The 13,018-nt window shown below is 56.7% G+C and carries 15 protein-coding genes; 2 read left to right on the top strand and 13 right to left on the bottom strand.

Features of this window, described 5'->3' with window-relative positions; all coding sequences use genetic code 11:
* Nucleotides 1-4: 4 nt before the first annotated feature.
* From pepB to trmJ, 10 genes are all read right to left on the bottom strand, one after another.
* Nucleotides 5-1,288 (bottom strand): aminopeptidase PepB, encoded by a 1,284-nt coding sequence (gene pepB / locus COO59_RS12255; RefSeq protein WP_103060077.1) that lies wholly within the window; start codon nt 1,286-1,288, stop codon nt 5-7.
* 50 nt (nt 1,289-1,338) lie between these two features.
* Nucleotides 1,339-1,539 (bottom strand): Fe-S cluster assembly protein IscX, encoded by a 201-nt coding sequence (gene iscX / locus COO59_RS12260; RefSeq protein WP_085070708.1) that lies wholly within the window; start codon nt 1,537-1,539, stop codon nt 1,339-1,341.
* Nucleotides 1,540-1,598: 59 nt separating this feature from the next.
* Nucleotides 1,599-1,934, bottom strand: a complete 336-nt coding sequence (gene fdx / locus COO59_RS12265; RefSeq protein ID WP_103060078.1) for an ISC system 2Fe-2S type ferredoxin — start codon at nt 1,932-1,934, stop codon at nt 1,599-1,601.
* Between the two features lie 3 nt (nt 1,935-1,937).
* Nucleotides 1,938-3,788, bottom strand: coding sequence for a Fe-S protein assembly chaperone HscA (gene hscA / locus COO59_RS12270; RefSeq protein WP_103060079.1), 1,851 nt, complete (start codon nt 3,786-3,788; stop codon nt 1,938-1,940).
* Nucleotides 3,789-3,802: 14 nt separating this feature from the next.
* Nucleotides 3,803-4,321 (bottom strand): co-chaperone HscB, encoded by a 519-nt coding sequence (gene hscB, locus COO59_RS12275; RefSeq protein ID WP_103060080.1) that lies wholly within the window; start codon nt 4,319-4,321, stop codon nt 3,803-3,805.
* Between the two features lie 82 nt (nt 4,322-4,403).
* The gene (gene iscA, locus COO59_RS12280; RefSeq protein WP_103060081.1) at nt 4,404-4,727 is read right to left on the bottom strand and encodes an iron-sulfur cluster assembly protein IscA; all 324 of its coding nucleotides are present in this window, start codon (nt 4,725-4,727) and stop codon (nt 4,404-4,406) included.
* 9 nt (nt 4,728-4,736) lie between these two features.
* Nucleotides 4,737-5,123 carry a Fe-S cluster assembly scaffold IscU gene (gene iscU, locus COO59_RS12285; protein ID WP_103060082.1) on the bottom strand — a complete coding sequence of 129 codons (387 nt, stop codon included), beginning with the start codon at nt 5,121-5,123 and terminating at the stop codon, nt 4,737-4,739.
* 24 nt (nt 5,124-5,147) lie between these two features.
* On the bottom strand, nt 5,148-6,362 hold the full coding sequence (locus COO59_RS12290) for an IscS subfamily cysteine desulfurase (protein ID WP_103060083.1): 1,215 nt from the start codon (nt 6,360-6,362) through the stop codon (nt 5,148-5,150).
* A 39-nt stretch (nt 6,363-6,401) separates the two neighbouring features.
* The gene (iscR, locus tag COO59_RS12295) at nt 6,402-6,896 is read right to left on the bottom strand and encodes a Fe-S cluster assembly transcriptional regulator IscR (protein ID WP_103060084.1); all 495 of its coding nucleotides are present in this window, start codon (nt 6,894-6,896) and stop codon (nt 6,402-6,404) included.
* A gap of 141 nt (nt 6,897-7,037) precedes the next feature.
* The gene (gene trmJ / locus COO59_RS12300; protein WP_103060085.1) at nt 7,038-7,766 is read right to left on the bottom strand and encodes a tRNA (cytosine(32)/uridine(32)-2'-O)-methyltransferase TrmJ; all 729 of its coding nucleotides are present in this window, start codon (nt 7,764-7,766) and stop codon (nt 7,038-7,040) included.
* A 121-nt stretch (nt 7,767-7,887) separates the two neighbouring features.
* Here trmJ and suhB point away from each other — a divergent pair, with 121 nt between their 5' ends.
* Nucleotides 7,888-8,691: an inositol-1-monophosphatase gene (suhB, locus tag COO59_RS12305; protein ID WP_103060086.1), complete on the top strand. Its 804-nt coding sequence runs from the start codon at nt 7,888-7,890 to the stop codon at nt 8,689-8,691.
* 66 nt (nt 8,692-8,757) lie between these two features.
* On the opposite strand, the gene COO59_RS12310 is transcribed toward suhB, so the two are convergent.
* Nucleotides 8,758-9,738, bottom strand: coding sequence for a nickel/cobalt transporter (locus tag COO59_RS12310; protein ID WP_103060087.1), 981 nt, complete (start codon nt 9,736-9,738; stop codon nt 8,758-8,760).
* On the bottom strand, nt 9,729-10,376 hold the full coding sequence (locus tag COO59_RS12315) for a DUF1007 family protein (RefSeq protein ID WP_103060088.1): 648 nt from the start codon (nt 10,374-10,376) through the stop codon (nt 9,729-9,731). The genes COO59_RS12310 and COO59_RS12315 overlap by 10 nt, the downstream gene beginning before the upstream one ends.
* 124 nt (nt 10,377-10,500) lie before the next feature.
* Here COO59_RS12315 and csiE point away from each other — a divergent pair, with 124 nt between their 5' ends.
* Nucleotides 10,501-11,769: a stationary phase inducible protein CsiE gene (gene csiE, locus COO59_RS12320; RefSeq protein WP_103060166.1), complete on the top strand. Its 1,269-nt coding sequence runs from the start codon at nt 10,501-10,503 to the stop codon at nt 11,767-11,769.
* Here the strand turns inward: csiE and COO59_RS12325 are convergent.
* Entirely contained in the window at nt 11,752-12,906 is a 1,155-nt protein-coding gene (locus COO59_RS12325) for a 3-phenylpropionate MFS transporter (protein ID WP_103060089.1), read from the bottom strand. The two genes, csiE and COO59_RS12325, sit on opposite strands and share 18 nt — an antisense overlap.
* Nucleotides 12,907-13,018: the final 112 nt, after the last annotated feature.

Raw genomic sequence — 13,018 nt, forward strand, 5'->3', positions numbered from 1 at the left:
GCGCTTATTTCAGCAGCAGGTTGGCGATGGTGCGCACGCCAAGCCCGGTCGCGCCGGCCGCCCACTGTTCAACCGCGCCTTTACGATAGGTAGCGGAGCAGTCAATATGCAGCCAGCCCTGCTGATAGTTACTGACAAAATGCGACAGAAACGCAGCGGCCGTGCTGGCGCCTGCGGTGTGTGCCGCACCGGCAATATTATTCAGATCGGCAAAGTTTGATGATAAATGAGTACGATGGAACTCCGCCAGCGGCAGACGCCAGAACGCCTCATTTTCACTGGCGGCGCTGCTTAACAGCTGCTGCGCCAGCCGATCGTCAAAGGTGAACAGCGCATGATAATCGTTGCCCAGCGCGGTTTTGGCGGCACCGGTCAGCGTGGCTGCATCAATTAACAGCTCCGGCTGCTGCTGGCTGGCATCAATCAGGCCGTCCGCCAGAACCAGACGACCTTCCGCATCGGTATTCATCACCTCAACGGTTTTACCATTGCGGTAGCGAATAATATCGCCCAGGCGGAAAGCGTTGCCGCTGACCATGTTATCCGCACAGCAGAGATAAAGTTTTACGCGTTTTTTCAGGCCGCGCGCAATCGCCAGCCCTAACGCGCCGGTAACGGTTGCCGCACCGCCCATGTCGGACTTCATGGAGTCCATAAAGGCGCTTTGCTTCAGGCTGTAGCCGCCGGTATCGAAGGTAATGCCCTTGCCCACCAGACAGGCGTAAACCGGGGTATTTTCGTCACCGCCCGGATTATAATCCAGCGCCAGCAGCACCGGGCTGCGCGACGAGCCACGGCCTACGGTATACAGCCCCAGATAGTTTTGCTCGCGCAGGTCTTCGCCTTTGGTAATACGGTAGCTCACCGCATCGCCGGCATATTTACCGATCAGATCAACCGCGCGGCGTGCTAACTGCTCCGGGCCCAGCTCTTCGGCAGGCTGGTTAATGATATTGCGTACCCAGTCGATAATATTCAGACGGAGTTCCAGTTCCTCGCGATCGCTGTCGCTGAGCGGCGCCCAGTCAACGCTGCGCTCGCCTTTCGGCCCACGATAGCCCTGCCAGAACGCCCAGCTTTTTTCCAGATCCCAGCCGTCGCCGCTCAACGCCACGTGGCGAATGCCCTGGCCGTCAATCTTACGCGCCGCGCGCTGAATGGTTGCCAGCGCATCGCTGCCGGTCAGGTGGATCGTCATACCTTTTTCATTGCTGCTGAGGATCGCTTTTTCGCCCCAGCGCGCATTCGCTGCCGTCGTTGACAGCACGATATTCATCTTTTCAGTCATTACCAGGTTCCCTTTATATTTATCTGAAACGAGAACGGAAGCTGCCGGAGTTACTCAAACTCATCCAGCCAAACCAGCAGTATCGCTTCAAGAATTTTTTCACTGGATGCATCAGGATTATCATCAAACCCTTCCAGCTGACAAATCCATTGATGCATATCGGTGAAGCGTACCGTTTTTGGGTCGGTATCTGGATAAGCATCGTACAAGGCTTCGCCGATTTCACGGCTGTCGGTCCATTTCAGTCCCACAATGACTCCTCAGACAAAAACGGGCCGGCTTTAAGGCCAACCCGCGTAATGATTAATGATTAATGTTCGCGTGCATGGTTGATGGTATAGCGCGGAATTTCCACCACCAGGTCCTCATCCGTTACGCGCGCCTGGCAGCTGAGACGGCTTTCCGGTTCCAGCCCCCAGGCTTTATCCAGCATGTCATCTTCATCTTCGCTGCTTTCCGGCAGTGAATCGAATCCTTCACGTACGATGCAGTGGCAGGTGGTGCAGGCACAGGATTTTTCACAGGCATGCTCAAGCTCAATGCCGTTGCGCAGCGCGACGTCAAGAATAGTATCGCCCTGTGCGGCGTCAAATACGCCACCTTCCGGCAGCAGATCCTGATGGGGTAAAAAGACAATCTTCGGCATTGATCAAACCTCATCCACAGAATGACCGGCCAGCGCGCGACGGACAGAGTTGTCCATACGACGGGCGGCAAAATCCTGGGTTACTTTATCAAGTTGTTTTACCGCCGCGCTGATGGCATCGGCCTCGTCGGCGCGGAGTGTTTCTTGCAGCTGCTGCTGCGCCTGTTGAATATTCTGCAACTCATCCGCGCTCAGCAGCGCGGCATCTTCCGCCAGCGCGCCGGCCAGGCTTTCCAGCACCCGCAGGCCTTCCACCTTCTGCTCGGCCAGCTTACGCGCCGCCACATCCTGCTGCGCGTACGCCATAGAGTCCGTAATCATGCTGGCGATTTCGTTTTCGCTCAGCCCATACGAGGGTTTAACCTGAATGGACGCTTCTACGCCGGTTGATTTTTCCATTGCCGTAACGCTCAGCAAGCCATCCGCATCCACCTGGAAAGTGACGCGAATATGCGCGCCGCCGGCCGGCATGGCCGGAATATTGCGCAGCGCAAAACGCGCCAGCGAACGACAGTCGGCGACCAGCTCACGCTCGCCCTGCAGCACATGAATGCTCATCGCCGTTTGACCATCTTTAAAGGTGGTAAAGTCCTGCGCGCGCGCTACCGGAATGGTGGTGTTACGCGGAATGACTTTCTCAACCAGGCCGCCCATCGTTTCCAGCCCCAGCGAGAGCGGGATCACATCCAGCAGCAGCATATCGCTGTCCGGTTTGTTGCCGACCAGAATATCGGCCTGAATGGCGGCACCAATGGCGACCACTTTATCCGGGTCGATGGTGGTTAGCGGCTGGCGGCCAAAAAATTCGCCGACCTTTTCACGAACCAGCGGGACGCGCGTAGAGCCGCCCACCATCACCACTTCCAGCACCTCTTCTGGCGTGACGCCGGCATCTTTCAGCGCACGACGGCAGGACAACAGCGTCCGCTTCACCAGCCCGGTAATCAGGCTGTCGAAATCGTCACGCGTCACCGTGCCCTGCCACTCGCCCAGCGTAACGGCAACGCTGTCATGTTCGCTCAGCGCAATTTTGGCCGCAATCGCCCTATCCAGCAGCTGACGCTGGACGCTGTGATCGTCACGATTGTGCAGCCCGGCCCGCTCACGCAGCCAGTCGGCCAGCAGATGATCAAAATCATCGCCGCCCAGCGCCGAATCGCCGCCGGTCGCCAGCACCTCAAATACGCCGCGGCTCAGGCGCAGCACGGAAATATCGAAGGTGCCGCCACCGAGATCGTAAACCGCAATCACCCCTTCCTGACCGGAATCAAGGCCGTAGGCGATCGCCGCGGCGGTAGGCTCGTTCAGCAGACGCAGCACCTCTAATCCCGCCAGGCGGGCGGCATCTTTGGTGCCCTGACGCTGCGCATCGTCAAAATAGGCCGGTACGGTAATCACCACGCCGTCCAGCTCGCCCTGCAGGCTTTCACGCGCGCGTGCGGCCAGCGTCTGCAAAATATCGGCAGAAACGCGTACCGGGTTCACTATCCCCGCCGCCGTCTGGATCATCGGCAGGCCATTTTCACTGGGCTGCAGCTGATAAGGAAGATGGGGATAACGCTGTTGAATATCGGCCAGCGATCGGCCCATCAGACGCTTAACCGAGCTAATGGTGTTAACCGGATCGGCTACCGCCTGCTGGCGCGCCTCCCATCCCACCCGCTTTTGCTGCGCCTGATACAGCACCACCGAGGGCAGAAGATGACGACCCTGCGCATCGGGCAGGGTTTCTGCCTGTCCGCTGCGCACGGTGGCGACCAAAGAGTTGGTGGTGCCCAGATCGATACCCACGGCCAGGCGACGCTGGTGCGGGGCAGCACTCAGGCCCGGCTCACTAATTTGTAATAACGCCATGTTAGTTTTCCCGGTTAGAAATCGAGCAGCTTCTCTTCCAGCTGTTCTGTCTGGCTGCGCAGTTTAGCGAGAAAACGTAGCTTGCGCACCGTATCTGCCGCCGCGTCCCACTGAGCGCCAGCCAGTTCCTGCTGCATCTGCTGGCTGCGCTGCTGCATCATTAGCGCCAGCCGCTGCATAAAGGCCTGCAGTTTCGCTTCGGCGTCGGGCGCCTGTTCAATCGCGTCCAGCTCTTCCCGCAGTTCCAGCTGCTCCATCAGAAAAGCGGTATCGCGCATCGTATGCTGTTCATTATTAATATCGAAACCGTGCAGCGACAGCAGATATTCCGCGCGCGGCAGCGGCTGACGCAGAGCCTGATAGCCCTGGTTGATGGTAGCGGCCTGTTGTAAGGCCTGCAGGCGTTCACGCTCCGGCTGTGTCGCGAAGCGATCGGGATGGAACTGACGTTGCAGCTCCTGAAAACGCGTGGTTAGCTGGGCTGCATCAATCTCAAAAGAGGGCGGCAGGCCAAAAAGAGTGAAGTAATCCATAACAGACTCGGTTGATAACAGAGGGATGCATAAAAAGAATCGCTCCGTTCCCGGAGCGATTTAACCTGCTACTGCGCCAACGCTAAACGTTGAAGCTTTCTCCGCAGCCGCATTCATCTTTCATGTTCGGGTTATTGAACTTGAATCCTTCGTTCAGGCCTTCCTTCACGAAATCAAGTTCGGTCCCGTCGAGATAAACCAGGCTTTTCGCATCGATAACCACGTTAACGCCTTTATCTTCGAAGACGGTATCTTCCGGCTGGGGCGCATCGACAAATTCCAGCACGTAGGCCATGCCGGAACAGCCGGAGGTGCGCACGCCAAGGCGTAAGCCGAAGCCTTTACCGCGGTTGTGCAAAAAGTTGCTAACGCGGGTGGCCGCGCTGTCGCTCAGGGTAATAGACATAACTCCCCCTTACTGTGCGTCTTTCTTGCTCTTATAATCCGCGATGGCGGCCTTGATGGCGTCTTCAGCCAGGATTGAGCAGTGAATTTTTACCGGCGGCAGCTCCAGCTCTTCGGCGATCTGCGTGTTTTTAATCGCAGCGGCTTCATCAAGCGATTTGCCTTTTACCCATTCGGTAATCAGCGAGCTGGAAGCAATGGCGGAACCGCAGCCGTAGGTTTTGAAACGCGCATCTTCGATGATGCCGCTGTCGCTGACCTTGATTTGCAGTTTCATCACGTCGCCGCACGCCGGCGCGCCGACCATGCCACTGCCGATAGAAGGATCGCTGTTGTCAAAAGATCCCACGTTGCGTGGATTTTCGTAGTGATCGATTACTTTTTCGCTGTAAGCCATGCTCTGTTCTCCTGAAACCTGAAATTAATGATGCGCCCATTCGATGCTGTTCAAATCCACGCCCGCTTTAAACATATCCCACAGAGGAGAAAGCTCACGCAGTCGGCCAATGGATTTGCGCACCAGCGCAATGGTGTAATCAATCTCTTCTTCAGTCGTGAAGCGGCCAAGAGAGAAACGGATTGAACTGTGCGCCAGCTCATCGCTCATGCCGAGCGCGCGCAGCACGTAAGATGGCTCCAGGCTGGCGGAAGTACAGGCGGAACCCGATGAGACCGCCAGGTCTTTCAGCGCCATGATCAGCGATTCGCCTTCAACATAGTTGAAGCTGACGTTAAGAATGTTCGGTGCGCCCTGCTCCAGATCGCCGTTAAGATGAACTTCTTCCATATCTTTCAGGCCATCCCACAAGCGGTTGCGCAGCGTACGCAGGCGCGCCATTTCGCTTGCCATTTCTTCTTTAGCGATACGGTAAGCTTCGCCCATGCCGACGATCTGATGCACCGGCAGCGTACCGGAACGCATACCGCGCTCGTGACCGCCGCCGTGGATCTGCGCTTCCAGACGAATACGCGGCTTGCGACGCACGTAAAGCGCGCCAATGCCTTTCGGACCGTAGATTTTGTGAGCGGAGAAGGACATCAGATCGACCTTCAGCTGGCTGAGGTCGATTGGCAATTTGCCTACGCTTTGCGTCGCATCAACGTGGTAAATGATCCCGCGCGCGCGGCACATTTCACCGATGGTCGCGATATCCTGCACCACGCCGATTTCGTTATTAACATGCATGATGGAAACCAGAACGGTATCGTCACGCATCGCGGCTTCCAGCGCCTGCAGATCGATAATGCCGTTGCTCTGCGGCGCAAGGTAAGTCACTTCAAACCCTTCGCGCTCTAACTGGCGACAGGTATCCAGCACCGCTTTATGCTCAGTTTTGCTGGTAATGATGTGCTTGCCTTTTTTCTGGTAAAACTGAGCGGCACCTTTAATGGCCAGGTTGTCGGACTCAGTCGCGCCGGAAGTGAAAACAATCTCACGCGGGTCAGCGCCCACCAGCTCGGCAATTTGGTTGCGCGCAATATCAACCGCCTCTTCCGACTGCCAGCCAAAACGGTGGGAACGGGAGGCCGGGTTACCGAATGTTCCGTCCAGGGTGAGATACTGCATCATCTTTTCCGCCACACGCGGATCGGCCGGCGTGGTGGCGGAATAATCCAGGTAAATCGGTAATTTCATTGCTCTTAAGCTCCGTACATCGCTTCAAATCAAAAATTATCAGGCCCGCAGATTTATATTAATGGTTTCCTGCGTGCGGCCATTCGCCATACGGCGCGTTTCGTTATTCTGACGATCGGCTATATCAAGGATCTCTTTATTATTCACCAGCTCAGCCAGCGTAATGTTGTTGAGGAAATCGCTGATACGCTCGCTTAAATCGTGCCACAGTACGTGGGTCAGGCAGCGCTCGCCGCCCTGGCAGCCCTCTTTCCCCTGACAGCGCGTGGCGTCAACCGACTCATCGACGGCGGTAATCACCGCGCCAACGGCGATTTCAGCCGCGCTTTTGCCCAGCAGGTAACCGCCGCCCGGCCCACGTACGCTGGCAACCAGGCCATTTTTACGCAGGCGCGAAAAGAGCTGTTCAAGGTAAGAAAGAGAGATCCCCTGACGCTCTGAAATATCGGCCAGCGGCACCGGCCCTTCATGTGAGTGCAGTGCAACGTCAAGCATCGCGGTAACGGCGTAACGGCCTTTTGATGTCAGTCTCATAGCTTGGCGACCCTCAGTTATACCCTGTTTTCGGAGTGATATATGATGGCCGCAAGTTTGACATTCCTGAGTGTTTTGGTCAACTATTTAACCTGGTAAAACACTCAGGTATTAGCCGCTGCGTTCGTAGCTCGCCAGCGCTTAGTTTTCGCCGCGCTTTTTCTCAAACGAGGCGAGCATACCGCGCAGGATGTTCAGTTCGTCACGCTCTGGGCGGGCACGCGTATACAGGCGGCGCAGCTTGCTCATCACCTGCCCCGGATTCGACTGACGAATAAAGCCGCTGTTAATCATCATCTGCTCCAGATGCTGATAAAAACGCTCCAGATCGTCCACTAACGGATAGGGGCTTTCTTCATACTGCGGCTGTTCCCCACGATCGCTTTGCAGGAACGCCATGCGCACTTCATACGCCAGGATCTGCACGGCCATCGCCAGATTCAGCGAGCTGTAGTCAGGGTTAGCCGGGATCGCCACGTGATAATGACATTTTTGCAGTTCGTCATTGGTCAGGCCGACGCGCTCGCGGCCAAACACGATCGCGACCGGTGCCTGCGCGCCTTCTTCCACGCATTTAACGCCGCATTCGCGCGCATCCAGCATCGGCCAGGGCAGCGTACGCGAGCGGGCGCTGGTGCCAACCACCAGACTACAGCCGGCAATCGCCTCATCCAGCGAATCGACAATCACCGCTTCGCCAATCACATCGCTGGCGCCTGCGGCGAGCGAAATAGCCTGCGAATCAGGCTTAACCAGCGGATTAACCAGGTAAAGGTTAGTCAGCCCCATGGTTTTCATCGCGCGAGCGACGGAGCCCATATTGCCAGTGTGAGAGGTTTCCACCAGCACAATACGAATATTTTGCAGCATATAACTCAGGAGGTCGGTGAGATAATTTATTGATGCTAACATAAATGCAGGACATTTTCCGATCTCCCTGCTATACTCCGCGCCGTTTTCCCCGTTCTTTAACATCCAGTGAGAGATACTGATGCATCCGATGCTCAACATCGCCGTGCGCGCTGCGCGCAAGGCCGGCAACTTAATCGCCAAAAACTACGAAACTCCAGACGCCGTTGAAGCTAGCCAGAAAGGCAGCAACGATTTCGTGACCAATGTTGACCGCGACGCCGAGCGCCTGATTATTGAGGTGATTCGCAAATCTTATCCGCAGCACACTATTATCGGTGAAGAGAGTGGTGAACTGGCGGCAGAAGATCAGGATGTACAATGGATTATCGATCCGCTGGATGGCACCACCAACTTTATTAAACGCTTACCGCATTTCGCGGTGTCTATCGCTGTACGCATTAAAGGCCGCACCGAAGTGGCGGTGGTTTACGATCCGATGCGTAACGAACTCTTCTCCGCCGTACGTGGCCAGGGCGCTCAGCTGAACGGCTATCGTCTGCGCGGCAGCAATGCGCGCGATCTGAACGGTACTATTCTGGCGACCGGCTTCCCGTTTAAACAGAAGCAGCATGCGGCAACCTATATGAAACTGGTTGGCAAACTGTTTACCCAGTGCGCGGACTTCCGTCGTACCGGTTCAGCCGCGCTGGACCTGTGCTATGTCGCCGCTGGTCGCGTTGACGGCTATTTTGAGATTGGCCTGAAACCGTGGGATTTCGCCGCCGGCGAGCTGATTGCTCGTGAAGCGGGCGCGCTGGTGACTGACTTTACCGGCGGTCATGGCTTTATGACCACCGGTAACATCGTGGCCGGTAATGCACGCGTGGTTAAAGCGATGCTGGCCTCAATGCGTGATGAACTGAGCGATGCGCTGAAGCGTTAATTCTCACGCAGGCGAAAAAATGCCGCATCCTCCTATTGGGAGGTGCGGCATTTTTTTGTCTCTCTTTTAGCGCAGCGCGCGCAGGCCGCCTGAAATCGCTGGCTGCGCGCTTAGCCACAAGATAATACCGCCGATAATCAACAGCAAACCGCCCGCCAACGCCAGGCTGTGCAGCGCCACGCGCTGCCAGGGCGCAGGCGCAGCGCGCCGGTTAAGCCGTAGCGCCAGCGTGCGCGAACTCTGTACCAACAACGCCATCATCGAGACCGTCAGCGCCGTGCCCAGCGCCATCGCCAGCGCGCTCAGCACGCCCCAGGCATAAACGCCGATTACCCGGGAAAACAGCAGCATCATAATCGCACCGGAACAGGGCCGCAGCCCCATCGACAGCACCACCAGCAGCGAGATTTTCCAGCCGGTGGCGCGCGCCAGCTGCTGATTATCCGGCAGATGCTGATGGCCGCAGCCGCAATGCTCATTATGTTGATGATCGAGCGGACGCAGCTGCTGAATACGCAGCGCGCCGTTACGCCCCAGCTGACGCAGCGCACGCCAGCACAGCCAGACGCCAAGCGCGGTAACCAGCAGATAGCTGCCCTTTTCCAGCCAGTAACTGCTCAGATGCAGCTGACGAGAAGAAGTCTGCAGGATAACTAACATCACGGTCACCAGCGCTACCGCCACGGCGCCCTGCACTATCGCTGCGGCCAGCGTCAACCGCAGGCTGGTTTTCAGACGTACAGGATGCGTGGCGAGAAAAGTAGCAATCACTACTTTGCCATGTCCTGGCCCCAACGCATGTAAAATGCCATACATCAGGCTGAAGCCCAGCAGGGCCAGCCCAGCCTGATGCGGTTGCTGCGCAACCTGCTGCAGCAGGCCAGTCATCTGCTGATGCAGGCTCTTTTGCCAGATGACGCTCTGCCACAGCAGCTGCGGCCAGTACCACCAGGCGGCTAACGCAGCCAGCAACGCCAGCGCCAGCACGCTCCATAGCGGCCACAGTCTGTGCCAGCGCGGATAATCTGGTGGCAGAATTACTGACATGACAGCGTTACCGTTTGAGCGAACTGGCGGCCAAGATCCATGCTTTCCGGCGGCGCATCGGCTTTATCCAACGCCTGGGCAAAATTTTTCAGCGCAGCATCCGGTTTTGGGGTCTGCAGCGTCAGCTTACAGCGGGATGTCAGCGTATCCGGCAGGCTTAGCGCCTGGGCATTTTTATAAGTCATATCGACAAAATAGGTGGGATCAAAAGAGCTAAAGGTGTAGGTCTGGCCTTTCAGTGGCTGCGGCTGCGCCAGCGGCAGCACGAAAGTTAACACCGCCTGCGCCCCGCTGCGCGCCAGCGAGTAGGACGGCGGCAGATTTTCAAACTTTACCGCGTTGCCCTGATGCCAGAACTCGGTGAAATAGTGCTGCGCCAGCACATTAGCCATCACTTCCGCCGCCAGCTTTTTCCATACCGGCGTATCGGGCATGGCGTTGCCGGCATCATAAAGCAGGTCGGCTGAGGTGATTTCATCCATCGTCCAGACCATTTTCAGCCCGGTCAGGGCATCATTACTGACAACCGGCGTGGTTTGCATGGCAATAAAACTGTGCGGATGAGACCAGGCTAAAGGCGAAAAGAGCAGCGCCAGACAGCCAATGCCGGCGCGATTGATTGGATAGGTCGCTGTCATTCATCTTCCCGTGCGGCAATTCTGTGACCCAGGTTAACGTCTGGATAAAAAAGTGTCGGCGCGCATCTGTTGTCACGCCGGTTGTCTATGCTTATTTTTGGTATGACTGACCGGAAAATTTATGATGAGTTCTGCTACAACTACAGCACCACTCTTCTCCAGTTCCCAGCGTCGTTGTCATCTCCTGCTGATGCTCTATCTGCCTGAGCCCTTACTGACCCTGGATAGCCTGTGCCAATTCAATCACATAGACCCGTCGCTTGCCCGGCAAGATATAGCGGAGGTTGATGAAGAGATCCAGCGTTATCACCGTCTTGGCATTTTACAGCAGCAGGATGGCACGTTTTTGCTGCAGGGCGATGAACTGGACAGACGCCTGTGTCTGCTGCACTGGCTGCGCCGGGCGCTGCGCATTTCTCCGGTTTTTATTGAGGATAATTTTGTTCCCGCTCTGCGACAGCATTTGCAGGCACGCCAGATAGAAAAACTATTGTATAACGAGCGCAACCTGCAGGCCCTGATTCAACACTGCGCAGGCCGCCTGCAGCGTAACTTTAGCCCGCGCGATCGGCTGTTTCTTCAGCTGTTTATGCAATATTCGCTGTGTCATACGCGGCAGGCTATTTTTTCGGCCCGGCAGCGGCTTTGGCTGGAAAATAAAGCCGAGCGGCTGGCGGCGCAGGCGGTTATCCATCACTGGCAGCGTCGCTGCCGCTTTGCTCCCGACGCCAGCGAAATCGATTTTTATACGCTGCTGTTTAGCATGATCCATACGCCCACCGCCGGGCGGTTATCTCATCAGGGTGAGCTGCAGCTGATGGAGCAAACCCAGCTGCTGATGGCGCGCTTTCAGTCTCTCTCAGGTATGCGCTTTAGCAACGAGCAGGGCCTGTGCAGCCAGCTTTACCCCCATTTGGCGCAGGCGCTGGATCGCTGTCATTTTTCCGTCGGCATTGATAACAGCCTGTCAGAGGAGGTTATGCGCCTCTATCCACGTCTGCTGCGTACCACCCAGGCCGCCATTGAAATCTTTGAAAATCACTATGGCATCCGTTTTTCCACGGAAGAGCTGGGCCTGATTGCGGTTATTTTCGGCGCATGGCTGATGCAGGAGAACGCCCTGCAGGAGAAGCAGGTGCTGCTGCTAACCGGTGAGGAAGCTGCGCTGGAAAAGGAGTTAGAGCAACAGCTGCGGGAATTAACGCTGTTGCCGTTGAATATTAAATATTTATCAATATGCGACTTTCAGCGTCACGGCGCGCCGAAAGGCGTGACGCTGGTGGTCTCGCCTTATGCCGCCCCGCTACCGCTCTATTCGCCACCGTTGATTCACGCCGAACTGCCGTTAACCGCGCATCAAAAGCAGCGTATTCGTTTACTGCTGGAGTCCTGACGGCTGGATGCGCGGACGTAAAAACAGCGCCGGCAGCACCAGCAACGCCATTAACCAAAAGATATTGCCATGCAGATGCCTGAACAGCGCGCCGCAAACCACGGTCATCACTGCAATACCGCCGCCCATCGCCAGCGCAGAATAAACCGACTGCAGACGAATCACCTCTCCGCCCTGGCGCGCCGCGATGAAACGCATCGCCGCCAGATGACAAACGGTAAAACTGCCGCAGTGCAAAATCTGGGCGACAATCAACCACGGCAGCTGGGTGGTCGAGGCCATCAGGCTCCAGCGCACCAGCGCGCAGATACCGGAGAGCAGCAGTAAATCGCGCGCGCTCCAGCGGCGAAACAGCCGATTGCTCAGCGCAAAAATAACAATTTCCGCCACCACGCCCAGCGACCATAAATAGCCAACAACGCTGGCGGAGTAGCCCGCATCCTGCCACCAGATAGCGCTAAAGCCATAATAGGCGGCATGGGCGCCCTGCATCAGCGTGACGCACAGCAGAAAACGCCATACGCTGTTCTCCCGCAGCAGTGATTTCCATTCGGCCCATCCGGCGCTTTGCGCTGCGCGCGCTTCCCCCAGCGGCAGCACCGTCGGTCGCAGCAGCATGCCTCCCAGCATTAACACAATCCCCAGGCTTAACAGCGCCAGGATCGCCTGGCTATTCCAGGCGGTAATCAGCACGCCGGTCAGCGCCGAGCTGATAACAAACGCCAGCGATCCCCACAGCCTTACCGGCCCGTAAGGCAGCGCGATTTGGCGCGTCCAGGTCGCAGCCAGCGCATCGCTGAGCGGCACCAGCGGCGAAAAAAATAGATTAAAGCCGATCATCACCAGCAGCAGCCATAGCCATTGTTGCCCCAGCCAGAATCCGGCGGCACACAATAGCGTTAGCAAGGCCAGCAGACGCAGAGCCAGTATCAGCTGCGATGGATCGCGCACGCGTGAGGCGATTAGCAAGCTGCCAACAAAGCGGGCAATCATCCCGGCACCCAGCAGCAGGCCAATTTTTTCCGCATCCAGGCCGCTGCCTTTTAGCCATACCGCCCAGAAAGGAAGATAGATGCCATAACAAAAGAAGTAGGTGAAGTAACCGAGTGCTAACCAGTATGTTGAACGGACCGTCATATTTCCCCCGACAATGAGGCGGTTACTTTGGCAAATCGGGGAAAGATAAGCAATTGTGGGAGGTTTTTTGGGTAATAAAAAGCCCCGATCGGCGGGACAGGGCTTTTTAGCT

The sequence above is a fragment of the Mixta theicola genome (assembly GCF_002895925.1).
Taxonomy (GTDB): Bacteria; Pseudomonadota; Gammaproteobacteria; order Enterobacterales; family Enterobacteriaceae; genus Mixta; species Mixta theicola.